At 28.4% G+C, this 22,836-nt stretch carries 28 protein-coding genes and 1 pseudogene; 4 read left to right on the forward strand and 25 right to left on the reverse strand.

Annotation, left to right across the window (positions count from 1 at the left end):
* Positions 1 to 11: 11 nt before the first annotated feature.
* On the reverse strand, positions 12 to 962 hold the full coding sequence (locus FDT66_RS13705) for a serine hydrolase (RefSeq protein ID WP_246034887.1): 951 nt from the start codon (positions 960 to 962) through the stop codon (positions 12 to 14).
* An 85-nt stretch (positions 963 to 1,047) separates the two neighbouring features.
* Positions 1,048 to 1,539: a DinB family protein gene (locus FDT66_RS13710; protein WP_138537510.1), complete on the reverse strand. Its 492-nt coding sequence runs from the start codon at positions 1,537 to 1,539 to the stop codon at positions 1,048 to 1,050.
* 231 nt (positions 1,540 to 1,770) lie between these two features.
* Here FDT66_RS13710 and FDT66_RS13715 point away from each other — a divergent pair, with 231 nt between their 5' ends.
* Positions 1,771 to 2,721 carry a hypothetical protein gene (locus FDT66_RS13715; protein WP_138537512.1) on the forward strand — a complete coding sequence of 317 codons (951 nt, stop codon included), beginning with the start codon at positions 1,771 to 1,773 and terminating at the stop codon, positions 2,719 to 2,721.
* Between the two features lie 170 nt (positions 2,722 to 2,891).
* Here the strand turns inward: FDT66_RS13715 and FDT66_RS13720 are convergent, their stop codons facing one another.
* The 8 genes from FDT66_RS13720 to FDT66_RS14080 all read right to left on the reverse strand — a co-directional run bounded on the left by FDT66_RS13720 (position 2,892) and on the right by FDT66_RS14080 (position 8,094).
* Positions 2,892 to 4,127, reverse strand: coding sequence for a S8 family serine peptidase (locus FDT66_RS13720; RefSeq protein ID WP_138537514.1), 1,236 nt, complete (start codon positions 4,125 to 4,127; stop codon positions 2,892 to 2,894).
* A gap of 423 nt (positions 4,128 to 4,550) precedes the next feature.
* Positions 4,551 to 5,444: a hypothetical protein gene (locus FDT66_RS13730; RefSeq protein WP_138537518.1), complete on the reverse strand. Its 894-nt coding sequence runs from the start codon at positions 5,442 to 5,444 to the stop codon at positions 4,551 to 4,553.
* Positions 5,445 to 5,450: 6 nt separating this feature from the next.
* The gene (locus FDT66_RS13735; RefSeq protein WP_138537520.1) at positions 5,451 to 6,710 is read right to left on the reverse strand and encodes an ABC transporter permease; all 1,260 of its coding nucleotides are present in this window, start codon (positions 6,708 to 6,710) and stop codon (positions 5,451 to 5,453) included.
* Entirely contained in the window at positions 6,707 to 7,108 is a 402-nt protein-coding gene (locus tag FDT66_RS13740) for a hypothetical protein (RefSeq protein WP_138537522.1), read from the reverse strand. Before FDT66_RS13740 ends, FDT66_RS13735 begins: the two co-directional genes overlap by 4 nt.
* A gap of 3 nt (positions 7,109 to 7,111) precedes the next feature.
* Positions 7,112 to 7,426 (reverse strand): excalibur calcium-binding domain-containing protein, encoded by a 315-nt coding sequence (locus FDT66_RS13745; protein WP_138537524.1) that lies wholly within the window; start codon positions 7,424 to 7,426, stop codon positions 7,112 to 7,114.
* A gap of 1 nt (position 7,427) precedes the next feature.
* Positions 7,428 to 7,676, reverse strand: coding sequence for a DUF4236 domain-containing protein (locus tag FDT66_RS14295; RefSeq protein ID WP_138537526.1), 249 nt, complete (start codon positions 7,674 to 7,676; stop codon positions 7,428 to 7,430).
* Positions 7,677 to 7,688: 12 nt separating this feature from the next.
* The gene (locus tag FDT66_RS14075) at positions 7,689 to 7,841 is read right to left on the reverse strand and encodes a hypothetical protein (RefSeq protein WP_171032393.1); all 153 of its coding nucleotides are present in this window, start codon (positions 7,839 to 7,841) and stop codon (positions 7,689 to 7,691) included.
* Between the two features lie 82 nt (positions 7,842 to 7,923).
* On the reverse strand, positions 7,924 to 8,094 hold the full coding sequence (locus FDT66_RS14080) for a hypothetical protein (protein WP_171032394.1): 171 nt from the start codon (positions 8,092 to 8,094) through the stop codon (positions 7,924 to 7,926).
* A gap of 241 nt (positions 8,095 to 8,335) precedes the next feature.
* On the opposite strand from FDT66_RS14080, the gene FDT66_RS13755 reads away from it, so the two are divergent.
* Positions 8,336 to 8,749, forward strand: a complete 414-nt coding sequence (locus FDT66_RS13755) for a hypothetical protein (protein ID WP_138537528.1) — start codon at positions 8,336 to 8,338, stop codon at positions 8,747 to 8,749.
* An 80-nt stretch (positions 8,750 to 8,829) separates the two neighbouring features.
* Here FDT66_RS13755 and FDT66_RS13760 read toward each other — a convergent pair whose 3' ends face one another.
* The 6 genes from FDT66_RS13760 to FDT66_RS14085 form a co-directional block, all read right to left on the reverse strand.
* Complete coding sequence (locus FDT66_RS13760; protein ID WP_138537530.1) at positions 8,830 to 9,309, reverse strand: DUF5763 domain-containing protein; 480 nt, start codon at positions 9,307 to 9,309, stop codon at positions 8,830 to 8,832.
* A gap of 87 nt (positions 9,310 to 9,396) precedes the next feature.
* The gene (locus FDT66_RS13765) at positions 9,397 to 9,774 is read right to left on the reverse strand and encodes a PH domain-containing protein (RefSeq protein ID WP_138537532.1); all 378 of its coding nucleotides are present in this window, start codon (positions 9,772 to 9,774) and stop codon (positions 9,397 to 9,399) included.
* A 14-nt stretch (positions 9,775 to 9,788) separates the two neighbouring features.
* Entirely contained in the window at positions 9,789 to 10,454 is a 666-nt protein-coding gene (locus FDT66_RS13770) for a hypothetical protein (protein ID WP_222927923.1), read from the reverse strand.
* A 94-nt stretch (positions 10,455 to 10,548) separates the two neighbouring features.
* A complete protein-coding gene (locus FDT66_RS13775; protein ID WP_138537536.1) occupies positions 10,549 to 11,217 on the reverse strand; it encodes a response regulator in 669 nt (222 codons plus the stop codon).
* Positions 11,218 to 11,219: 2 nt separating this feature from the next.
* Positions 11,220 to 12,845 (reverse strand): tetratricopeptide repeat-containing sensor histidine kinase, encoded by a 1,626-nt coding sequence (locus tag FDT66_RS13780; protein ID WP_138537538.1) that lies wholly within the window; start codon positions 12,843 to 12,845, stop codon positions 11,220 to 11,222.
* Positions 12,846 to 13,165: 320 nt separating this feature from the next.
* The gene (locus FDT66_RS14085; protein ID WP_171032395.1) at positions 13,166 to 13,327 is read right to left on the reverse strand and encodes an ETRAMP family protein; all 162 of its coding nucleotides are present in this window, start codon (positions 13,325 to 13,327) and stop codon (positions 13,166 to 13,168) included.
* A gap of 359 nt (positions 13,328 to 13,686) precedes the next feature.
* On the opposite strand from FDT66_RS14085, the gene FDT66_RS13785 reads away from it, so the two are divergent.
* Positions 13,687 to 14,463 (forward strand): hypothetical protein, encoded by a 777-nt coding sequence (locus tag FDT66_RS13785; protein ID WP_138537540.1) that lies wholly within the window; start codon positions 13,687 to 13,689, stop codon positions 14,461 to 14,463.
* Between the two features lie 52 nt (positions 14,464 to 14,515).
* Here the strand turns inward: FDT66_RS13785 and ettA are convergent, their stop codons facing one another.
* Together ettA and FDT66_RS13795 are read right to left on the reverse strand one after the other, a co-directional pair.
* Positions 14,516 to 16,207, reverse strand: coding sequence for an energy-dependent translational throttle protein EttA (ettA, locus tag FDT66_RS13790; RefSeq protein WP_138537542.1), 1,692 nt, complete (start codon positions 16,205 to 16,207; stop codon positions 14,516 to 14,518).
* A gap of 39 nt (positions 16,208 to 16,246) precedes the next feature.
* Positions 16,247 to 16,429, reverse strand: coding sequence for a CAL67264 family membrane protein (locus FDT66_RS13795; protein WP_138537544.1), 183 nt, complete (start codon positions 16,427 to 16,429; stop codon positions 16,247 to 16,249).
* Between the two features lie 397 nt (positions 16,430 to 16,826).
* Here FDT66_RS13795 and FDT66_RS14300 point away from each other — a divergent pair.
* Positions 16,827 to 16,946, forward strand: a pseudogene (locus FDT66_RS14300) (glycogen-binding domain-containing protein); the annotation flags it as partial.
* 16 nt (positions 16,947 to 16,962) lie between these two features.
* Here FDT66_RS14300 and FDT66_RS13805 read toward each other — a convergent pair.
* The 7 genes from FDT66_RS13805 to FDT66_RS13835 all read right to left on the reverse strand — a co-directional run bounded on the left by FDT66_RS13805 (position 16,963) and on the right by FDT66_RS13835 (position 22,835).
* Complete coding sequence (locus tag FDT66_RS13805) at positions 16,963 to 17,505, reverse strand: hypothetical protein (protein WP_138537546.1); 543 nt, start codon at positions 17,503 to 17,505, stop codon at positions 16,963 to 16,965.
* A 35-nt stretch (positions 17,506 to 17,540) separates the two neighbouring features.
* Entirely contained in the window at positions 17,541 to 19,565 is a 2,025-nt protein-coding gene (locus FDT66_RS13810) for an NADPH-dependent 2,4-dienoyl-CoA reductase (RefSeq protein ID WP_138537548.1), read from the reverse strand.
* Positions 19,566 to 19,701: 136 nt separating this feature from the next.
* Positions 19,702 to 20,409, reverse strand: a complete 708-nt coding sequence (locus tag FDT66_RS13815) for a pirin family protein (RefSeq protein WP_138537550.1) — start codon at positions 20,407 to 20,409, stop codon at positions 19,702 to 19,704.
* Between the two features lie 102 nt (positions 20,410 to 20,511).
* Complete coding sequence (locus FDT66_RS13820; protein ID WP_138537552.1) at positions 20,512 to 21,381, reverse strand: pirin family protein; 870 nt, start codon at positions 21,379 to 21,381, stop codon at positions 20,512 to 20,514.
* Between the two features lie 107 nt (positions 21,382 to 21,488).
* Positions 21,489 to 21,926 (reverse strand): MarR family winged helix-turn-helix transcriptional regulator, encoded by a 438-nt coding sequence (locus tag FDT66_RS13825; RefSeq protein ID WP_138537554.1) that lies wholly within the window; start codon positions 21,924 to 21,926, stop codon positions 21,489 to 21,491.
* A 120-nt stretch (positions 21,927 to 22,046) separates the two neighbouring features.
* A complete protein-coding gene (locus tag FDT66_RS13830; protein WP_138537556.1) occupies positions 22,047 to 22,295 on the reverse strand; it encodes a glutaredoxin family protein in 249 nt (82 codons plus the stop codon).
* Positions 22,296 to 22,298: 3 nt separating this feature from the next.
* Positions 22,299 to 22,835: an NADPH-dependent FMN reductase gene (locus tag FDT66_RS13835; protein ID WP_138537558.1), complete on the reverse strand. Its 537-nt coding sequence runs from the start codon at positions 22,833 to 22,835 to the stop codon at positions 22,299 to 22,301.
* Position 22,836 lies beyond the last annotated feature (1 nt).

A 22,836-nucleotide genomic window follows, 5' to 3' on the forward strand; every position in this document is an offset into this window, starting at 1 on the left:
AATTTTTAGCACTATAAAGAACGTGATTTATTTAATACTTTTTCTAATGGTCTTACTAAATTTCTAATTATTTGTTCACCATAATCATTGTCAACTAAAGCCACAATAATATATTTTCTTTCTGGACCCCAAACCAATGCAGAATCTGAATGGTAATTTCTCCAAGAACCCGATTTTCTGTACACATCTGCTTTAGGTGCTACAATATCTAGTGTGTTCACAAATTTGTGATGTAAAGCTGGATCTTTCATAATTTCTAACATTTCAGTAGATTTTTCTGTAGAAATTAAATTCCCCATTGCTAATTGATAGTAAAAATTACAAACTTGTCTTGTTGTAGCTGCATGACTTAAGCCTTTTATAGGGTCTGGATTTCTTTTTCCAGCAGCTGCATATCTTTTTCCAACCCATAAACCTCCACCAACTTTTTCGTCATAAAGTTTAATTGTTGGTGCTCTTAAAACCTCTTCAATTTTTTTATATCCTAGCCTATCAATCATTCTAGTAGATGCTCTATTGTTAGATTTACTAATCATTAATCGTAAATCTTCTCTTATTTCTTCAGAATCTTTTAGTTCTCCTTTATCTAACGCATCCATTGCTGCCAATAAAATTGCTATTTTTGGTAAACTTGCAGCGTACATCATAAAGTTATCATTCAAACCTGCATATTTAAATTTTGTAGAATCACTTAAATCTACAATTCCAATGGACATTTGTTTCCCTTTTATTAGTCGTCTCCAAGTTTTATTTTTATAAATTTCTTTTTCTAAAATTTTTTGAAGTTCTGAGCTTTCAATTTCTGCAATAGGTGTAATATCTCTATATAAATTGATTGGCAACTCACTATTGTAGTTTTTACCATAACTCTTTTTTTCTATAATAGAGTTTTGAGATTGCCCTGTAAAAGACAACATAATTAATAAAATGGTACATATAAATTTATTGTTTGTTGTAAACATTATAATCATTTTTAAATTCATAATATAATACACAAAATTAACACCAAAACACAACTGTAGAGTGTTAATATTTTACAAAAATATTTTAAATACTTACTCTTTTAGGAGTTGTTGGGTTAAAGCCAAAGTTAGATTCTGGTAATTCAATTTGTAAATTGTAAATTAAATACCCTACAGTTGCGTAATGATGTGTAATGTGGCTTTGTGCTTGCATTAAAATTGCTGCCAAAGATTTTTTTACAGTTACATTACCCAAACCTAAATCGTCTGTTACTAAAAGTTGTTTATTTAAATCTGCATCTTTTAAACTTTTTAGTTTTGAAATTGTCGTTTGAAAATACTCAACCCCCACATTTGTGTGTTTTTCTGCAAGTTCGTTTCTATCTCTTTTTGTTAAATTTACTTCTCCAGTTTCTAAACCTTTAAATATGCAAGAAAACATATCTAGTGCATGACGCATATGACATCCAATACTTGAGTAGTAAGGTGCTATTGAGTTATTACTGTATTGTTCGTCTGTAAGTGTGTTTAATAATTTAATTCCTTTTTGTAAATTTTGCTCTATAGCTTCAATCATATAGTAATTTTTAATTTTGGTCGTGAAAACCACTTTAAATTTACAGGTTCTTTATCAATATAAAAAATTTTTAATTTACTGATAATAAACAAATTAAATAAATTATTTATATCAAAAACCCAAATTCATTATTAAAAATATTTTTTTTTGGCACGTTCTTTGAAAACCTATTAATCAAATACGGAAGCCGAAAAGTATTTAGAGTAGGCAAAACCCTTTAAATCATATATTATGAAAAAAGGTATACTTATATTATTAGGAATGTTCATGATGGTTTCTACTGTTGAAGCCAAAAATGGCAACTCACTACCAAACAGCTATTGGATTAATTATGATTATAATAATTCTGTAAATTTTACAGAGCGTGGAATTGAATTTTTTGTTTTTTTAAATGGAGAGTTTGACTTTAACACACACTATTATGACGATTTTTATGGAAATAGAATAAGAACAAGTGGTGTTCGAATTGATAGAGATTTCAGGGGAAGAATTAGACGTGTTGGAAATGTATTTATCAATTATGATATTAGAGGAAATGTAACAAGAGTTGGAAATGTTTTTTTAAGATATTACAGAGATCGTTTGATCAGAGTTGGAAATCTAAGAATAGATTATGATAGACGTGGTTATCCAAACTTTTATGGTTTTGTAAAAAACAATTACTATAACTATAATGGGGTAAATATTAATTTAAATTTAGGTATTATTTATAACTACGATGATGCTTTCTTTTATAGAAATGATTTTGGTAGAAACTATACGAAATTTAGAGAAGATAGTAGGTATTTTTACTACAAAGCAAACAGAAATGCAAAAGTTGGTAAAAGAAATAAAATTTTAAAAAGAAGAAAACCAGCTATAAGTAATAGAAATAATAGTACTTATGATAGAAGTGAAAATTTCTCTTACAGAAGAACAGATTCTCGTAAAAGTCCTGTTACAACTTCTAGAAGACAAACTACAGTAAATTCAAATAGATATGTAACACCAAATACTAGAAATAGTTCTAATTCCACTACAAGAGGTAGTACAAATACAACTAGAAGAAGTTCAAGCTCTATTAGTGATAAAAGAACTAGCATTATTAAAGAAAAAGTAAAAAAACCAAATAGAGTTGTGAGAAAAACTAATGAGAAAAAAAGAGATAACAACTCTAAAAAAACAAGAAGAAGAAAAAATTAAAACAGGTATTTATACCTATAAGTAATAAAAGATAATGTAATAAATTTGTTATAGTACTTTTTTCGAATTAAGTGCTCATTAAACATTTCTTTTATTGCGAAAGAAAAAGTAGAAGTTAAAAGCCCCATTTCTAAATGAAATGGGGCTTTTTAATATTATTTAAAAAATAATTAATTATGTGAAGCTATTGGATCTGAATTTCCATCTGGATCGTTATTAACTGTACCACTAGAAACAACGTTTCCTAACAGTAACAACCCACATACATGTGGTGATGCCATAGAAGTTCCACTAATTGTATTATAACCTCCACTTTTCCAAGTAGATTTTACAGCTACACCTGGAGCAGCGTAATCTACAGGTGTTCCATAATTAGAAAAAGATGCCCAGTTATCATTAATATCCATTGCAGATACAGTATAAACATTTGGATGATTAACTCTTGCTGGAGAATAAAATTCAGCATCGTCACTAGAATTACCAGCAGCAATTGCTAACTTGATACCTAATCCTGCCACATTTAATACTGCATTATCTATAGCAGAATCTGTATATCTAGATCTTGGACCTAAACTCATATTAACAGCATCTCCAGCAGCAGCATTTGCAGCTACATAATCTAAAGCCTGAACAGTCCATGAAAAACTTCCACTACCTCTACTATCTAAAACTTTTAAAGCTACAATGTTTGCTCCTGGTGCAACACCAATAACCCCTAAAGAATTATCTAAAGCAGCAACAGTTCCAGCAACATGAGTTCCATGACCATTTCCATCATCTGCAGATTTTGAATCTTTTCCTGAAGCAACAAAAGTTCTACTTCTAGCAACATCTACATTGATATCTTCGTGATCTAAATCTACACCTGAATCTATTATCCAAGCAGTTAAACCAGAGCCATCTATAGCTCCACCAACTCTTGTAATACCCCAAGGAGTTTCTTGTGCTGAACTACCTCCACCATCATTACCACCTTTTGGACCTTTTCCTGATGGTGGTGCCAAAGTAATTAAATAATCTTCTTCGATAGATTTTACTCTTGAATCACGTCTTAGTTTTTCTAGTTGAGAATCTGAAAGTTCTGCAACAAAACCTTCTAATGCATAACCAAATGTTGCTTTAAGTTTAGTTTGTTCAATATTTAATTTTTGGAATTTTTGAGAAAATTCGCTTTTCATTTGTTTCATTGAAGTTTCATAAGCTAGTTTAGAACCTTTAAATTTAGGTTTTTCTAAAGTACCTTCTACTAAGGTTACGATATATTGCCCTTTGATTGGTTCAAAACTATCTTTTAAAACATTTCCTTGTGATAAATTTAAATCTGAATCAGATTCATTGGAGGAACAGCTAAACATTACAATACTAATAGTAAAAATAGCTAAGTACTTGAAAGAATTAAATTTCATTTTTTAATTGATTTTAGTTAATTTAATATTTGTTTTTATAAAAACTTAGGCAATATATATAAATTTTTAACAAAAATAAAATTAAATAATGAATAAATTATGAAAAATTATGATACTACATTAAGTATTGAAAAGAGTTATTATTATAACTATAATAATTATTTCAACTCTCCAATTTAATTGATAATTTGTGATTTTTTTTCTTCTCAATCTTACAAAAGGTTCTTCCTACATTTTCAGCTTTTTTCTTAGTAATTTTTTTAATTTTTGATTTGCATATTTTTAAACCTCTACAGTTCTTTTTTAAATGATAGGTTTTACTTGATTTAGTCATACAAATGAAAACATCTGTTTTCTTAGTTTGGAAGGCTGTGGTTATAAAAATTATTGATAAAGCTATGAGTAGATTTTTCATTGAATAACTTATTTGCTTTCAAAGATAAACTTTCTTATTATTTTTTCTGTATTTGATGGCAAATCTGTATTTTTTGTATCAAATTTCTTTACATTCATTTCTTTGAACCATTTTTCAAAATAGCTATGAATAATCTCTTCGTCATTTAAATTTCCTTCATAAGGATTTATACCTAAAACTAAAATCTCTAAATTACTTAAATCTTTAACATTAGAAATATACCCAAAATCTTTTATAGGTATATCTACATTTGAAATTCTATTATTCTTGATGAAATTATGAGTTAAATAACTGCTTCTATTTCCATTTCTTTTCTTCGAGTTTTTATGATACATATAACCATCTGTTAAAATAATTAGTATATTTCTATATCCATCTTCAACACAATAATCTTCTACTTTATTTTTAAAAAAACGCCAAATATCAGAACCAATATAACTATTATCTTTAATTGCTGACTCGTAAATAGATTCTGTTATTTTTTCATATTTTTTAGAAGTTTGTAAAATTGAGTTTCTTTTTGCATTGCTTCTGGTAAAATTAATTTTTAAATCTTTAATTTTCTTATTAAGCTCTTTTTCTTCTGGCTCTGGATCAATAAAAAGTTGAATTTTATCATTTATTCTTCTTGTTTTCTTATTCCTTACATGAATTTCAAAAGTTTGTGCTATGGATTTAATATATCCAATATCTCTTTTGTAAATATCCATAGTATTATTTGGGTGTAATTTGGGGTTTATTCTATCAGATAAATCTAAAAGAATACTAATATTTAAATTAGATTTTTTTCCTAATAATTTTACTGTTTCATATTCAGACTGTTCAAGAACTTCATCTTTAATCTTATCTTTTTTACAAGAAATTCCTAATATGAGAAAAAGTACTAAAATTATATTTTTCATAACAAATTAGTTTATTAACTTATATAAAATTCCTTCAGAATTATTATCATCTATTGAATGATCTGCTAAATGTTGCTTTTCAACTTCTACACATTTTGCTAAGACGTCATCAGCTCTTTTTAGTGGTAAATGGTCTGTTATGGAAGAATACCAACCTTTAACGTACTCTGCGTGATAGGTTAAGTACTGTTTATCAGAAAAAATAAAGCCATCTATGGTTCTTTGTAAGTCACTTATTTTTCCTTCTAGCCCAGAAATTTCTTCTTTTATTGGGTTTAATTTAGATGTAAGCTCATCTATATTTAATTCTGAATTTTTTATGTCTTCTTTCCTTGTTCTTATAAAACTCTTTATTTTATCTAAATTATCGTATTCTTTCATAATAAAATCGAATACTAAGCCCCAGATAATATAAACTACAAAACCTGCAAAGATAATTCCCCAAAATTCTACACTACTAAAAGCTATGCTTAAATCAAACTCTGGAGAATCTGGTGTTTTTTCTATATTATAGATTTTCATTTCGATTTGATAAGCTAAAATGGCATCAAAAACAAAAGTGACTAAAAATAGCATCCCAATTTTTAAGATAGAAGTCCAACTTTTATGCTTTTGAAACATATGCACTAAATAACCTAGCCCCATAAATGCAAAAGGAATTGTAGCCACAAAAACTGCCTCCAACCATCCATCTCCTATTGCTTTTGTTAGCGCTTTTCCATCAAAAATTGCTGCTGAAAGTTCATCAGATTCAAAGTTTTTAAAAAATGCTGAATAAGATGCTGAAATATAAAAAACTAATAAATAAAAAGTAATTGGTATTAACACAATTAGTCCTAAATAAAACTGAGCTTTTGGTTTCTTATCAATATCTAAACCAAATTTTTCTGGTATATTTTTTACCTCAACAATATCATTTCTATACTCTATGATTTTTTTCTCTTCATTATGAATAGATTCTTCTATTATAGATGTTACAGTATTCCTTTTTTTAAGCTCTATTTCTACTTTTCCTTTTTCTTCTTTATATGGTTTCTTTAATTCGTTTTGCAGGTTTATGTTATCTCTACATTTTCCTTTATAATCCATATAAACATCGTTCAAACAAGCCTTGTAAACAACTGGATTTCCACTTGAAGCCTTAGAAGAGCCATAACCACTTTCGAAAAAAGTGAATTTTTCTTTCTTAAAATCTTCCTCTTTTTTATCTATATGCTCTACAGGGACTTCTTTTTTTAAGGCAAAAATATTTTTTAAAGAATTCATAATTGATTAATTTGTTTGATTAAATCTACTTTAGATATTTTCTCTTTTGCTTTTTCTAAAAGAAAATTAGCTAATTCAACAATGTTTTCTTTTAGAAAACCAAATTTTAAGCAATACTTTTTTAAAGTATTTATCTCGTCTTCTGTAACAATATTGTCTGCCCAAATCATAATTGCCAAATCGTACAAGTATTCAATTTTTTCTTCAAATTTTTCTGGAATTGAGGTATTATGGGAAGGCTGTAGTAATATTTTTTCTAACTCTTCTTTGGAAACACCTCTTTCTTCTGCAAATTTATAAAGCATTTGTAATTCAAGAGTATCGAAATTATCATCAGAAAATGCCATTTGGTATAATCTTAAAAAATGGCTTTTTAATTCAATTGTTATTTCTTTCATAACTTAATCTGGTAGGTTTTCACAAGGAATATTGTCATCGTCAATATCTAAATTTCGATAACAGTTTGGGTTGCTATTAAAAAAAGTTTGTGCTTCAGATTGTGTTTTAAAATCTGAACACTTTTTCTTCTCACAACTACTTTCTGTTTCCTCACAAGAGGTAAATAAAATTGTTGTAACAAAAAATATACATACAGTTAAAAAGCAACCTAAATTATTTTGTTTTTTAGGTTTATTAGATTTTTTATTTTTTTTAGAAACAAAATGACCTTGTACATATGTTCCATCTTTTTTATGATAACCTCTTCTGTAACTCATATTATTTTTTAATTAGAAATACTGTAAAAAAGGTAGCTAAAAGCATCAAAAAAAAGCCTAAACAACCACTTTTAGAGGATTTGGAAAACGTCTTTCTATAAGTCAAACCAGGAATTCCTGTTCTTACTGAAAACCCTTTTGAACCAATTGTTCCTTTTTTAGTTCTATAACTAGAAGAAATACCTGATTTGCTGACATTCAACCCTAAACCTTTGCCTAGTTTTATTCTTTTTTGATATCTGAAGCCCATTAATCTACCTTACTAATTCTTACACCCATCTTTATTACAAGAAATTGATTTATAAGTATCTTTCCAATGCGAAGGCTTTTCAGTTGTATCTATTCCACAACCAGTATTTCCTCCTTTAAATCCTTTGTGCACTTTTCCATTGTGTTCTGTGTGTTCTACTGCCATAATTTTTATTTTAATTTTTTTATTTCTTTCATAAAAAACAAAACCTTTCGAGTGTTAGTAAGGTTTTGTTCAATACTATCCCCTATGCGTATTGAGTTAACTTCCACGTAACCGCTTTTCCTCCATATGGAGGCATTCTATTTCCTTCAGATATAGGAGCTGTAGTTGTAGGTGTTCCTACTACTTTCCACACACCTGATTCAGGACAATTTTGACCTGTAGTTGCTGTTGTTCCAATTGGCTTTTTTGACATCTATTTATATTTTTTAAATTAATAATACTCAAAAATAAACTACCTAAAAAACAAAACCTTACGGAAATCCGTAAGGCATAAAATAAAATTATCTTCAAAATTACAAGTTCTAATAAAACAGTGTATTTACTTAATTATTAATACTTAAATAATAAATTGAGTATTTCTACTCTAAAATAAGTTAACCAACTTGTATAATTTTATATAAATTTTTTAACAAAAAACTAAACACATTAATATTATGAAATCAAATCAATTTAGTTTGGTATTAAGCCAAACGTTAAAAGGAAAAACTGTTTTAGAAAAACCATCTTGCAGATTTAGTGTAAACTGGGATTTTGAAAAAAATATGGGACTTGCAACGCTACACTCTATAAATGGGAGTGAAGTAAATATTACTTTACATCCTTTAGGTATCTCAGGTTCATTAGACTTTATGTCTGATATAAAACCTACTAGTTTTAGTGTAAATGCGAATAATGATAATAGTGTAGCTCTTGTTGAAGTTATTATATATAGAGTTATTTTAGATTTAGATGAAAAAGGAGAAAATCCATCTGTAGCAATTATGTTTGGAAAAAATGGCGAAAACATTCAAACTTCACAAAATTTTAGTGAAAATAGTGTTGCGAAAGAACTACCATCTGTAAAATAATTAACTTTATTATTATTAGAATGTGTTGATATTTCTAAAACAGAAGTATTAACACATTTTTTTTACAAACTATTTTGAAGTTATTTATGTTGATAACAATAACCTCCACCTTTTACTTTACGTTTGCAGGCTTTACCAGACTTTGTTTTTGCACCACAAAGTAAGGTTTTAGATTTTGAAGAAGCTGGCTTTTTATGAGCCCCTTTTTTATCTTGTTTTGTATGCTGATAGCAATATCCATTCGCAATTTTTGTACGATGTTTACATCTTGTTCCTTTTTTTGTGATTCCTTTACATCTAACTGATGTAGATTTTCCAACTGCTTTGTTAGTGAAATTATACGTATTTACTAAATCTTTTACTTTTGGCGGTTTGCAGATTTTACAAGGAGTTAATCGATGTTTAGAAATATCTGCTTTACCTAACATTTTTTTTGAAACATTTTCTACCATTCTACAAGAAGATAAATGGTACTTTTTTCCTGAAGGTGTTTTGTAAACGTTTTGAGAAATCGATTTATAACTTAAAAGAATAAAAAAGAGTAAAATGTAATTTTTCATAACCGATTCTAAAATACTATTTTTAAGAACAAAACCTTACGAATTTTCGTAAGGTTTTATAAAACTACTTTCTCTTTTTATATTATTTTACAAAATTTTAGAAGCTAAATATTTTTGAACTTCATAAATATTTATACTCTTATTAAACTTTTTACTAACAGAAGGTATATTCTCACTTGATATCCATATTTTTAATTCTGCATCCAAATCAAAAGTTCCAGATGTTTCTAAAGAAAATCTTGAAATACTCTTATATGGTAAAGATTTATATTCTATTTTACTACCTGTTAATCCTTGTATATCTACAAGAATTAAACGTTTGTTAGTAAACATAAATATATCTCTAAAAAGCTTAAAACCTAATTCAATATCCTCTCCTTCAATTAATAATATTTTATATTTTTCTGTTAACTTTTCATTAGAGACTTCACTTGCATTTCCTAATAATTGATTAAATAATCCCATATTTTTAACTAAAATTATTCTAAAGTAGTTCCATCTTCAAAAATTATCTTTTCTGGATTCCATTTGACTTTCATATCTTTCAAGTCCTTATTTTTTAAAGCTTTGTCACTATCTTTAAATTGATTATAATCAGTTTGAGCATTATAATTAACTGTAGAATTAGCTTTAATAGATTCATCATAAACTAAATTTAGTGTTTTAATTTCTTGATCAAAAAGATTCATAAAAGTTATACTCCCTTTTACAGCTCGTATATTTTTCACTGATTTATTTTTAATTACAAATTTGTAAGTTATGTAATCTTCATAATTGTATTTAGTAAACCCCTTTTCAAAACAAGAAACTATTATACTTTCAGATAAAAGCCTTGTTCTCTCATCTTGTTCTTTTCTCGCCTTTTCTGCTAATCTTTTTAGTTCCTCTTGTCTTTTTTCTTCTTCGACCTTCCACTTTTCTCCTTGTTCTAATATTTCTCTGTATGTCATGTTTTCAATCTTATTATCTTGAAGTTTTAATCTTAACATACTTCCAGCTAACAAATAAAATTGTGTTGAGTCTATTTTTGATTGAATTTTCATTAAATCCTCCTTTGATGTATTTTCATTAAACTTCTTGTCTAAAGGAGAGGAGCAAGAAATAATAAATATTAGTACTATTAAAAAAGTAATCTTCTTCATCATTTGTATTTTTATATTATTGCTCAAAACTAAAACTATAAAACAAAAAAAGACTACGGGTTTCCGTAGTCTAAATAATTTGTAGAAATATTAATTTTTAAACTAACCCAAAATCTTTAGCAATAGCCACTAAATGAGTTGGATTTTTTGCGTTGAAATGTTCCTTTAAAAATTTTAATCTTTTTTCTATAGAACTTTTACTTGATGGTTTTATTTGCTTCTTTACAAATAATTCTGGTAAGTTGTCTTGCAAAATTCCTTTAGAAAGATGCTCTATAATATGAATATCATATTCAGTAATTTCAATGGCTTTTTTAGGGTGAATGGCTTCTCTTAAATCTTCAGAAATGTAGAAACTTTTAGATTTATAAATTTGCAGAATCGCTTTCTCCAATTCTTTTTGTCCGTTTCTGTTTTTCCAAACATAAGCATCAATTTTTAAATTGTTATATAAATGCTGAATGCGAAATGGCTTGTCTTCCACAGAAAAAACAATTATTTTTAAAGTAGGAAATTCTTTTCTTACATTTTCTATTAAAGCTTCACCAGACGTAATATCTTGTTTGTGGTGATCTTCTACAAATGATAAGTCAGTTATTAATAAATCAAACGGATTTCCTTCTAGTTTTGCTTTTTTTAGTTTTAAAAAAGCTTCATCACAATAAGGAATATGGGAAATTTCAGGAATCTGCATTTTTTCTAAGGTAGCTTTTAGCCCGCTATTTATAATATCAAAATCTTCTGCAATTAACACTTTTTGAAACATACTTATTTTTTAAAACGAATGGTTGCTTTAAAACCTTTGTTGGCTTGTGCATCAAAATTAAGAGTTCCTTGAATGGAATTAATACGGATTTCCATATTTTTGAGTCCATTTTTAATAACAACCATATTTTCTCTAAACCCAACTCCATTATCTTTATAAATCATTTCTAATTTGTTGCCTACTTTTTTGCAAGAAATAATTACCAATGTTGCTTTACTATGTTTTTTCATATTTACAAACAACTCATTAAAAACTCGATAAATAACCACTTGTTTTTCTTTAGATAAAGAGCTTAATTGTAAAGATGACAAACCTTTAAAACTAATTTTACATGCATTAGAATTGTAGCTTGCCACCAATTCTCTAAAATAATTTTCGAAATCTGCACCTGTTTCTATGGAATCGTTTTCATGTGAAATTGCTCTAGTTTGTAAATATAATTTATCTAAATCTTGTACAATTTCTTCGGTTTCAAATTTAGGATTCAGCACTTTTGTAATTGCATTATAAATTCCATTGCCTAATTCGTCATGCAATCTTTTTGCAATTTTTGTTTCTGTTTTGTATTTCTCTTGTAAAATTCTTTTTTTGTTTTGTTGCTTTCTTCTGTATCCTAAAAACACTAAGCCAGCGATTAACAATATTGCAAAAAATATTATGTTTTTCTTTTGATTTTTCTCCTGTTCTGCAATTAATTGATTTTGTGTTGCTAGAGCTTCGAATTTTAATTTTTGCTTTTCTTCTTCCTCATAATCGTATTTAATTTTAGCAAATTTGTATTGTCTTTGGGTATTTTCTTTTTGCAAACTATCTCTTAAATGAATACTTTCTTGATAATATTTTATTGATTTTTGAGGAGTTTGAATATTTGCTAATTTATCTAAGGCTTCTATTTGATCTTGAGTACTTTTTTCTTTCTTTGAAACTTTAAGCATCTTTCCTAAATAAAAGGTCGCTTTAATTTTATCTTTTTCAAAAAAATAATCTGCCAAATGGCTATAACTTGCAATAAGTCCATGAATATCATTTTCTTCCTCTCTTATAGATTTGGCAAATTGTAAATCTTTCTCGACATTTATATTTACATTTTGCAACCAATTTATATGAGCGAGATTGTCTATAATTCTTGCTTTTGTTTTTTTATCAGAAATAGAATCCTCTAATAAGTTTTTTAAAATAAGAATGGATTTGGTATAATTTTTTAATTCTTTATAAACGTTTGCAATATTATTTTTATATATATTTTTTGAACTATTTCTTTTAGATATATCAATTGCTTTTTGATAATAATAGATAGCGTCTTTATATAAAAATTGTTCTTTTGAGTTTATAGCCAAACAATTATAAACAGAAGCAGTAGTTCTACTTCTTTTTCCATTTATATATTTTAGAGATTCAACTGCTGTTGAATCGCTTAAAATATAATTTCCGAAATTAGATTCTATAATTGCTATGTTTGATAAACATCTGCCTATCTGAACACTGTCGTTTAAAAATAAATAAGACTCTTTCGATTTATTAAAATAGTAATAAGCACTATCTGATTGATTTTTTTTGTTATAATAACCACCTAATTTATAGTAAACTTTGGCTTTTAAAATATTTTTATTCAGTTTTAAATTAAGCATCCTTTTTGAGGATAAAATTGAACTATCAACATTATTTAATTTGCTATACAAGAAACTAATATTATTTAATACTAAATACTTTAAGGAGTCTTTTAAATCTTTAGATTTTAAAATATTTTTAGATAAATTTAATCTCTCTCTAAGATTTAATTTTTTACTAATTGATTTCTTATAAGAGACTTTTAAATCATTTTTAATTTTTAAAGAACTAGGTATTTCTTTGATTTGTTCTTCACAATTCAACAAAAAAAATAAAATAAAAAAGAGGAATGCAACTTTTACTTGTTTCATTCCTCTAAATTAATATAAATATTTAAATATTAACCTCCATTTGCTGGATCTTCCTCTTCATCCGGGTCTTGTCCATCTTCTCCACCAGTAGCTAAAATTTCCATTTTTGTAGTTTCATCTTCTAAATCTGTACAAGATGTAAAAACTCCGTTTGCAAGTAATATTGCGAATACTAAAAACACTTTTTTCATGATTTGTTCTTTTAAAAATTAGACAAAAGTGTTGCTGTCCGAATTTTAGAATTCAGCTTTTTTGTTGCCAGCAACACATTAAAATTTAAAAGAGTCGCGCGCCTCTTTTGCGGGAAGTTGTAAAATGAAATAGCTTTTTTAAATTGTTTTCCCACTTAAAATAAAGCCACTATTTAATTCTTGTTTTTAGAAGTAATTCTCTTTTCTTTTTTACAGAGAATTAATTCTACTGCAAATATCCAATGAGAACGAATGTTTCGATTAGAAAATGATTGGAAAAGAAATGGAAATGATTTTCTAAACAGTTTGGAAAATTTTTTCCAAATTATTTCTAACTTTGGAAAACCAACAAAATAGCTATGTTAAGAAAATTATTTACTGATTTATTTGAAAAATTAAAAACAGAAAAAGAAAATGATAGTATAAAAAAATATGGCTGTTTTAATTTTTTTATTGATAAAATTTTGGAGGAAAAATATCATAAGATAAATATTGTTTCCACAAAAACTCTTGCAAATTACTATAATAAATATGTAGAAAACAGAAAAAATAAAGCTGGAGAACCCAACAACGAATTAAAAAATTTAATTGCTAAATATTTGGGTTTTGAAGATTATTCTGATTTCGAGGTTTCTTATAAAGAAATACAAATACCTCCTAATACTAACGCTACTTTAGAACCATTTACAAAAGAAGGTCTTGATACAAATAATGAAAACCCTCCAAAACCTAAACCTAAATCATTCATCGAAAAATATAAAAAACAGCTAGTAGGTATTTCAATTTTAGCTTTTTTTACATCATCATATTTCATTTATAATAACACTTTAAAAAATTGTATTATTTGGCAAGAAAATCATTTTGAAACCTCTTCTTGTGATGATAAGTATGCTGTTGATAATACAATTTATAAAATTAATATTAACGAATTTAGAAAAGTAGAAGTGAACAGTGAAACTCAATTTTTTAAAAATGGAGATCCACTAATTTGGTATGGAAAATCTAAAACTGGAAAATTAGAATATTTTAATCACAGAGGAATTCATCCTGAAACTTTAAAAGAATTGAATCCAATTACAGAATATATCATAAATAAATATGTTTTTAATGAGGAAGAAAAAACGATTCAAAACTAAAAAAGCAACTAAATTTCTTTAGTTGCTTTCATTTTTTATTATAAATTGATACTTATCGAATCAACTTTTTATATTTAATACGTTTTGGCATTAAATCTCCACCCAAACGTTTCTTTTTGTTTTCTTCATAATCTGAGAAAGAACCTTCAAAGAAATATACTTGAGAGTCTCCTTCAAAAGCTAAAATGTGTGTACAAATTCTGTCTAAAAACCATCTATCGTGACTAATAACTACTGCACAACCTGCAAAATTTTCTAAACCTTCTTCTAAAGCTCTTAAAGTATTTACATCTAAATCGTTTGTTGGCTCATCTAATAAAAGAACGTTTCCTTCTTCTTTCAAGGTCATTGCTAAATGTAAACGGTTTCTTTCTCCACCAGAAAGTGTTTCCACTTTCTTATTTTGCTCACTTCCAGAAAAATTGAATCTACTTAAATAAGCTCTAGAGTTTACTTGCTTACCTCCCATCATAACCAAATCTTGACCGTCAGAAAAGTTTTCCCAAATTGTTTTGTTTGGATCTATATCTGAATGGGCTTGATCTACATAAGCAATTTTTGCTGTATCACCTACTTTAAATTCACCTGCATCAGGAGTTTCTTCTCCCATAATCATTCTAAAAATGGTAGTTTTACCAGCACCATTTGGCCCGATAATTCCAACAATTCCTGCTTGTGGTAAATTAAATTCTAAATTTTCATATAATAACTTATCTCCATATGCTTTAGAAACTCCTGAAGCTTGAATAACATTAGTTCCTAAACGTGGTCCATTAGGAATGTAAATTTCTAACTTTTCATCAACCTGTTTTTGGTCTTGACTCATTAATTTGTCGTAGTTTTTCAAACGTGCTTTTTGCTTTGTTTGACGCCCTTTTGCACCTTGACGAACCCACTCTAACTCTCGTTCTAATGTTTTTTGACGCTTAGAAGCTGTTTTGCTTTCTTGCGCCATTCTTTGCGATTTCTGGTCTAACCAAGAAGAGTAATTTCCTTTCCAAGGAATTCCTTCTCCTCTATCTAATTCAAGAATCCATCCAGCAACATTGTCTAAGAAATATCTATCGTGTGTGACTGCAATTACAGTTCCTTTATATTGCGCTAAATGATGCTCTAACCAATGTACAGATTCTGCATCTAAATGGTTTGTTGGCTCATCTAACAATAAAATTTCTGGTTCTTGTAAAAGCAATCTACATAAGGCAACTCTCCTTTTTTCACCTCCAGAAAGAACTCCAATTTTTTTGTCAGAATCTGGTGTTCTTAACGCATCCATTGCAATTTCTAACTTGGTATCTAATTCCCACGCATTTGCAGCATCAATTTTATCTTGTAGTTCTGCTTGTTGCGCCATTAGTTTTTCCATCTTATCTGCATCTGAATACACTTCTTCCAAACCAAACATATCGTTTATTTTGTTGTATTCGTCTAAAATAGCTACAGTTTCTGCTACACCTTCTTTAACCACTTCTAAAACTGTTTTTTCTGGATCTAATTGAGGTTCTTGCTCTAAATACCCTACTTTATAACCTGGAGAAAAAGTAACATCGCCTTGAAAGTTTTTTTCAACACCTGCAATAATTTTTAGTAAAGTTGATTTTCCTGAACCATTCAAACCCAAAATACCAATTTTAGCTCCATAAAAGAAGCTTAAATAAATATCTTTTAACACTTGTTTTCCTGTAGATTGATAGGTTTTTGAAACCTTATTCATGGAAAAAATTACTTTTTTATCATCACTCATTTTTTAAAATACTTTTAAATTATTAATTATAATTTTTTATTACACTCTACCCTTTAAGGCGTTAAACACCCAGGCAATTGCAAAGAAACCAAAACCTACAGCTGCAAAACCCCAGCCAGCAACATCATCGTACCTAAATGCGCCTAAAGCTATTAAACCCAATCCTACTAAAATCATAATAAAAGTTGCCCACGCAAGCACTGTATTTTTGTTCATTCCCATAATTTATTACTGTTAGTTCGTTTTTAGTTAATTTACAAATATCGCTAAATTATTTTGTTTGTTCAAGTCGGTTTTTAGTAAAAAGTATTATTTCAAAACATATTAGTAAATGTAACTGCCTTTACAATATGAAACAGCTAACCATTATTTATATTTTTATGGGTATCTGCAATTTTTTTGAATGCTGATAATATATCCAAATACTTTTTCCAAAGACTCTTTTGTATTTTATAAAAGCAGGAATTGTGTATAATTTACCACTCGTATACCTTTTAAATTGGTTGAAAGATTAATTTTTATTGAAGGAAAACTCAAAAATAAAAAAGGAAACTACTGAAGTTGTAAATACTATTAAAAACCCAATTAATAAAATGGTTAGAAGCTATATTTAAAATTAAAACTAAATATATATCACTATAAATTTATTGTAGATGGCAGTTGGGAATTAGATCCAAATAACTCTATTAAAGAGTATGATGGAAATGGCCATATAAACTCCGTAATAATGGTAAAATAATAATATTTTTTATCTATTAAAACCTTCTTCCACCTCCTAAGCCTCTTCTGTTGATGTTTGAAGGCTCTCTTGCGCTATTTGTTTTTGATGTTTCTGGTAATAACTTTCTTTTTTGTGCTTTTTGATATTTTATCCACTTTTTATATTGTCTTCTAGACAAAATTTCTTCGAAATCACTATTCAACACTTTTTCTAGTTTACCTATACTATCTCTAATTGGTAAAATAGTTGTTTCAATTTGAGTTCTTACTTTATTTCTTAAATCTGCATTAGTGTACAATTGTTTACCTAATGAATTTACAGTTACCTCTAAATCTTGTAATTTTTGAAAGTTTAAAAAAGATATATTTTTTATTTTGTCATTATAGCTTCTTAAAGATTTAAATACTTTAGCTTTTAAAACATCATCTTTAACTTTTATTTTTTCTGGAACTTCAAAATAATTATAATAAAAAATGTTTGCTGCGTTTTTAGCATCGTATTTTGCCATTTCTGGAGCCTCTTGAGCTACAGAACTGAACCCTAAAAATAACACTATAAGTATTAATATGTTTTTCATTTTATAAATTTTATAATGCAAAAATAGGAAAACCTTTACAATTTAGCGGCTAATCTAGCTCCTTGATTTATAGCTCTTTTTGCATCCAATTCACTTGCAAAATCTGCGCCACCAATTACATGTACGTTTTTTCCTATATCTAGTAAAGGTTGATACAGTTCTTTAAAAGGAATTTGTCCTGCACAAATAACTATATTATCTACTTTTAAAATTTCTGGTTTTTCGTCTTTTATGTAATGCAATCCTTCATCATCAATTTTTGTATATTGGACTTCTCCAATAAATTGCACCTTCTTTTTCTTTAAGGTAGACCTATGAATCCAACCTGTGGTTTTTCCTAAATTTCCACCAAATTTACCTGCACTCCTTTTAAACATAAAAATTTCTCTTGGAGAAGGATGATATGATGGTTTTATTCCTTCAATACCAGCTCTTGCTTCTAAAGATTTATCAATTCCCCATTCTTTTAACCAAGCATTGATATTTTGTGAGGTAGATTCACCTTCGTGAGATAAATATTCTGAAACATCAAAACCAATACCTCCTGCTCCAATAACAGCTACTCGCTTTCCAACTGGTTTTTTGTGTTTTAAAACGTCTAAATAACTCAATACTTTTGAGTGATTTATTCCTTCTATTTTTAATTGCCTTGGTTTAATTCCTGTAGCAATTACAATTTCATCAAAATCTGATTTTTGTAAATCTTCTACAGAAACTTTAGTATTTAATTTTAAAGCTACATTATGCAATTCTATTTGTTTACTGAAATAACGTAGCGTTTCGTAAAACTCCTCTTTTCCGGGAATTTGTTTTGCGATGTTAAATTGCCCGCCAACTTCTTTATCTGCATCAAATAAAGTAACCATATGACCTCTTTCTGCAGAAATTGTTGCTGCAGCTAAACCTGCAGGTCCTGCTCCAATTACGGCAATTTTCTTTTTATTTTCTGCAGGATCATAATTCAATTCTGTTTCATGACAAGCTCTAGGATTTACCAAACAACTTGCTACTTTTTGTTCAAAAACATGATCTAAGCAAGCTTGATTACAACCAATACATGTATTTATTTCATCTGCTTTTTCTTCTTTTGCTTTTTTTACCCATTCAGGATCTGCCAAAAATGGTCTTGCCATTGAAATCATATCTGCATCACCTTCCGCAAGAATTTTTTCGGCTGTTTCTGGCATGTTTATTCTGTTAGAAGTAATCAATGGAATTGAGATTTCTTCCTTCATTTTTTTGGTAACCCAAGTAAATGCACCTCTTGGAACTGCTGTTGAAATCGTTGGTATTCTTGCTTCGTGCCAACCAATTCCTGTATTTATAATAGTTGCTCCAGCTTTTTCAATTTCTTTTCCCAATTGAACCACTTCTTCCCAAGAACTTCCATTCTCTACCAAATCTAACATCGATAATCTGTAAATAATAATAAATTCTTTACCCACAGCTTCTCTTGTTTGTTTTACCAATTCAATAGGTAAGCGCATTCTATTTTTATAATCTCCTCCCCAAGCATCAGTTCTTTTATTAGTTCTTTTTACAATAAACTGATTGATTAAATACCCTTCAGAACCCATAATTTCAACTCCATCATACCCAGCTTGTTTAGAAAGTTTTGCAGAATTTACAAAATCACGAATGGTTCTTTTGATACCAGATTCTGTTAACTTAAATGGTTTAAATGGTGTTATTGGCGATTTTATTTTTGATGGTGCGACATTAAAAGGATGATACCCATAACGTCCTGCATGTAAAATTTGCATACAAATTTTTCCTCCTTCTTTGTGAACAGCTTCAGTAATTTTTTGATGATGTTTTGCATGTTTCTTAGTAGACATTCTTGCTGAAAATGGTGCTGTCCAACCTTGTATGTTTGGTGCTATACCTCCAGTAACTATCAAACCTACTCCACCTTTTGCACGTTCTGCATAGTATGCTGCTATTCTTTCTATTCCATTTTTTTCTTCTTCCAAACCAGTATGCATAGAACCCATTAAAATTCTATTTTTTAAGGTTGTAAATCCTAAATCTAAGGGTTCAAAAATGTGCTTATATTTCATAATACTAAAATTAAATTTATTATGCATGCATAATACTTTGCAATATATGTTTATTTTCTGAAAAGAAAAAGCCAAAGAAATTGATTCTTTGGCTTTAAGTTTGAAAGTTTTACTTTCGGTTTTAGGGGCTTGTATTTTACATCATTGGAACATCAATTACCAATAATTTACTTTTTTTGTTCGCTTTTATTGCCACTTTTTCAACTTCTGAAATTCCAATAGCATCTCTTTTTTTAATAGTTTCTTCTGCGATACTTACTTCTCCTTCAATTAAGAAAAAATATGCTCCGTTTTTAAGTTCATATTCTGTTTCAAAATCTTCATCTAAATCTATCATTGAGATATAACCTTGTTGATGAATTGGTAAAGAACCTGCTACTTGTTTGTCCTTTGGTGAAACCAAAACTTGAAACTTATTTTTTCTTCCAGCTTCAGAAAATAGTTTCTGTTCGTAATTTGGAGTTACATTTTCTTGTTCTGGAATAATCCAAAGTTGTAAAAAGTTTACAGCATCTGTTTTAGAATCGTTAAATTCAGAATGTGTTAAACCTGTTCCTGCACTCATAACTTGTACTTCACCTACTTCTATGGAGCGTTTGTTATCCATAGAATCTTTATGAGAAAGTGCTCCAGAAATAGGTATGGAAATAATTTCCATATTTTTATGTGGATGCGTTCCAAAACCCATTTTTGGTTGTACAACATCGTCGTTTAAAACACGTAACATTCCAAAATTCATTCTCTCTGGATTTTGATAACTGGCAAAACTAAATGTATGATATGATTTTAACCATCCATGGTTTGCTTCTCCTCTTGTTTCTGATTTGTGAATTATTTTTTTCATAATTTTTATTTTTAAGATTTGTCTCCTTGAGCGCAGTCGAAAGGTTAATTAGTTCTCGACTGCGCTCGAACTGACAACTTTATAAAATTTTAAACTTAAATTCTAATATAAATGCCCCATTTTTCCTTGCTGAAAATCGCGCATTGCTTCTAAAATTTCTGTCTGTGTGTTCATTACATAAGGTCCGTATTGTGTCACTTTTTCTTTAATTGGAGCTCCTGAAAGTATTAATAAACTACTTTGCTTTTTTGCTTCAAATTCAATAAAGTTTCCATCTTGGTTGAATGTAATCATTTGGTTTTCTCCTTTTTTTAAAACTTCAGTATTATTAACCATAATTTCTCCTTCCAATAGGTAAATTAAAGATTGATGATTCTCTGGAAGTTCAATTTCCATATGTCCGTTTTCTTGCGCAATTGCAGTAAAAACATTTACTTCAGTTTGTGTTTTAATCAACCCATTTTCACCAAATTGAGTTCCTGCAACGATATTCAACTGCACTTTTTTGTCTTCAGAAAATACCTTCGGAATTTGTTCGTCTTCTAAATGTTGATAATTTGGTGGAATCATTTTGTCTTTTGCTGGTAAATTCAACCATAATTGAATTCCCTCTAACTCACCACCTTTTTTAACAAACTCTTTTGTGGGTGCTTCTGCGTGAATAATTCCACGTCCAGCAGTTGTCCACTGAACTCCACCTGCTTTTACCACCATTTCATTTCCCAAAGAATCTCTGTGCAATTGTTCGCCTTTAAAAAGCAACGTAATTGGCTCAAAACCTCTGTGAGGATGTGGGCCTAAATCAAACGGATTGTTAAATTCTGAAATAGCATAAGGTCCATAATGATGCAATAATAAAAACGGATCTACATTTTCAATTCCTTGTGTTGGCAATGGTTGACGTAACTTTATTGGCCCCATATTTACTAATGGACTTGCAACTTTATGCTGAACTGTTTTTTGTGTTTTCATAATGTTATTATTTCTTCTCGATACAATTCCAATAAAAAATTGGGATTACTGAAATTTGTAGCGAGATTTTATTTATTTTCCGAGGAAAATAATTTTATAAATTTTTTCTAACGTATTTTGTCTAACAAATCACTTAACAAAGAAGCTTCTTTCTCAGTTAAATTATCTAAAAAAGAAAGGTTTTTATTGATATCTATGGTAGAAAGTAATTTTAGCCCTTCTTCTGTAATTTGAACATACACAACCCTTCTGTCATGTTCGCAACGAATTCTTTCTATTAAATTTTTGTCACACAATTTATCCATTAAACGTGTTGCATTTGGTGCACGTTCAATCATTCTATCTTTTATAACCTGAACCTTGATTTCTTTTTTTGCTCCTCTTAAAATTCGTAAAATATTAAACTGTTGTGGTGAAATTCCATAAGGTTTAAAAAAGTCGTTTTCTTTACTATTGAGCCAGTTTGCTGTATATTTTATATTGATTAACGCTTTTATCTTCTCATTTTTAAAATTCGATTGTATGTCTTTAGAAATGTCTCCCATATATTCAGTATTCAGTATTCAGTATTCAGTATTCAGTATTCAAAACTAAAAAACTTTGCATTTCTGAAACTTTGCAAAACAGAAAATTTTGAATTTTAGACGTTGAACTTTGAACTAATTTTACGCTCTTAATTTTAAATCTTGCATAATTTTATTAAACTCTTCTGTTGTAGGTGTTAAATACACAGTATCATCTACAAATAACGTTGGAAATTTTGCAACTCCATTATACAGCTCTTTACTATGTTCTCTAGCTTCTACATCTTTAGAAATATCTTTATAAACATATGGGACTTCTGTAGAATTTAAGAAATTCTTAAAAGCTACTGTGTATGCATGTCCTTGTTTTCCGTATAAGATTATTTTCATAATTTAATTATTTAGTAAATTTTCGAACTGTTCTATTTTTTGAGTTAACAAGGTTAAATACTCTTCATTTACAATTTTACCTTCTTTAAAATTATCTGAAAAATTTGGTAATGAGAAAGTTAGCAATTCTTTTGCTGCATGTCTTGGAAAACGTTGTTCTGCTGCTGCTAAAACAAACTTACCTCCCATACCTCCTGGAGATGTTGCCATTAATAAAACTGGCTTTTCTCTAAATATTTTATTGTTTATTCTCGAACACCAATCAAATATATTTTTAAATGCTGCTGCATAAGAACCATTGTGTTCTGCTAATGACAAAATGAATCCATCGTAATTATCGAACATTTCAGATAATTTAGTCATATCATTTGGAAAACCATTTTCATTTTCTTCGTCTTCGCTATAAATTGGTGCAGAAAAGTCTCTCAAATCAATAATATCAAAAGTTGCTTCGTTTAAACTTTCTGCAGTAAATGTTGCTAATTTTTTATTTATTGATGTTGAACTTGTGCTTCCTGCAAATGCTAATATCTTTTTCATA

Source organism: Polaribacter aestuariivivens, from assembly GCF_005885675.1.
GTDB lineage: Bacteria > Bacteroidota > Bacteroidia > Flavobacteriales > Flavobacteriaceae > Polaribacter > Polaribacter aestuariivivens.

Bases quoted from the DNA above. Each gene is read 5' to 3' on its own strand.
- FDT66_RS13705 (WP_246034887.1), bottom strand. From the start codon at position 962: ATGTTTACAACAAACAATAAATTTATATGTACCATTTTATTAATTATG.
- FDT66_RS13710 (WP_138537510.1), bottom strand. From the start codon at position 1,539: ATGATTGAAGCTATAGAGCAAAATTTACAAAAAGGAATTAAATTATTA.
- FDT66_RS13715 (WP_138537512.1), top strand. From the start codon at position 1,771: ATGAAAAAAGGTATACTTATATTATTAGGAATGTTCATGATGGTTTCT.
- FDT66_RS13720 (WP_138537514.1), bottom strand. From the start codon at position 4,127: ATGAAATTTAATTCTTTCAAGTACTTAGCTATTTTTACTATTAGTATT.
- FDT66_RS13730 (WP_138537518.1), bottom strand. From the start codon at position 5,444: ATGAAAAATATAATTTTAGTACTTTTTCTCATATTAGGAATTTCTTGT.
- FDT66_RS13735 (WP_138537520.1), bottom strand. From the start codon at position 6,710: ATGAATTCTTTAAAAAATATTTTTGCCTTAAAAAAAGAAGTCCCTGTA.
- FDT66_RS13740 (WP_138537522.1), bottom strand. From the start codon at position 7,108: ATGAAAGAAATAACAATTGAATTAAAAAGCCATTTTTTAAGATTATAC.
- FDT66_RS13745 (WP_138537524.1), bottom strand. From the start codon at position 7,426: ATGAGTTACAGAAGAGGTTATCATAAAAAAGATGGAACATATGTACAA.
- FDT66_RS14295 (WP_138537526.1), bottom strand. From the start codon at position 7,676: ATGGGCTTCAGATATCAAAAAAGAATAAAACTAGGCAAAGGTTTAGGG.
- FDT66_RS14075 (WP_171032393.1), bottom strand. From the start codon at position 7,841: ATGGCAGTAGAACACACAGAACACAATGGAAAAGTGCACAAAGGATTT.
- FDT66_RS14080 (WP_171032394.1), bottom strand. From the start codon at position 8,094: ATGTCAAAAAAGCCAATTGGAACAACAGCAACTACAGGTCAAAATTGT.
- FDT66_RS13755 (WP_138537528.1), top strand. From the start codon at position 8,336: ATGAAATCAAATCAATTTAGTTTGGTATTAAGCCAAACGTTAAAAGGA.
- FDT66_RS13760 (WP_138537530.1), bottom strand. From the start codon at position 9,309: ATGAAAAATTACATTTTACTCTTTTTTATTCTTTTAAGTTATAAATCG.
- FDT66_RS13765 (WP_138537532.1), bottom strand. From the start codon at position 9,774: ATGGGATTATTTAATCAATTATTAGGAAATGCAAGTGAAGTCTCTAAT.
- FDT66_RS13770 (WP_222927923.1), bottom strand. From the start codon at position 10,454: ATGATGAAGAAGATTACTTTTTTAATAGTACTAATATTTATTATTTCT.
- FDT66_RS13775 (WP_138537536.1), bottom strand. From the start codon at position 11,217: ATGTTTCAAAAAGTGTTAATTGCAGAAGATTTTGATATTATAAATAGC.
- FDT66_RS13780 (WP_138537538.1), bottom strand. From the start codon at position 12,845: ATGCTTAATTTAAAACTGAATAAAAATATTTTAAAAGCCAAAGTTTAC.
- FDT66_RS14085 (WP_171032395.1), bottom strand. From the start codon at position 13,327: ATGAAAAAAGTGTTTTTAGTATTCGCAATATTACTTGCAAACGGAGTT.
- FDT66_RS13785 (WP_138537540.1), top strand. From the start codon at position 13,687: ATGTTAAGAAAATTATTTACTGATTTATTTGAAAAATTAAAAACAGAA.
- ettA (WP_138537542.1), bottom strand. From the start codon at position 16,207: ATGAGTGATGATAAAAAAGTAATTTTTTCCATGAATAAGGTTTCAAAA.
- FDT66_RS13795 (WP_138537544.1), bottom strand. From the start codon at position 16,429: ATGGGAATGAACAAAAATACAGTGCTTGCGTGGGCAACTTTTATTATG.
- FDT66_RS13805 (WP_138537546.1), bottom strand. From the start codon at position 17,505: ATGAAAAACATATTAATACTTATAGTGTTATTTTTAGGGTTCAGTTCT.
- FDT66_RS13810 (WP_138537548.1), bottom strand. From the start codon at position 19,565: ATGAAATATAAGCACATTTTTGAACCCTTAGATTTAGGATTTACAACC.
- FDT66_RS13815 (WP_138537550.1), bottom strand. From the start codon at position 20,409: ATGAAAAAAATAATTCACAAATCAGAAACAAGAGGAGAAGCAAACCAT.
- FDT66_RS13820 (WP_138537552.1), bottom strand. From the start codon at position 21,381: ATGAAAACACAAAAAACAGTTCAGCATAAAGTTGCAAGTCCATTAGTA.
- FDT66_RS13825 (WP_138537554.1), bottom strand. From the start codon at position 21,926: ATGGGAGACATTTCTAAAGACATACAATCGAATTTTAAAAATGAGAAG.
- FDT66_RS13830 (WP_138537556.1), bottom strand. From the start codon at position 22,295: ATGAAAATAATCTTATACGGAAAACAAGGACATGCATACACAGTAGCT.
- FDT66_RS13835 (WP_138537558.1), bottom strand. From the start codon at position 22,835: ATGAAAAAGATATTAGCATTTGCAGGAAGCACAAGTTCAACATCAATA.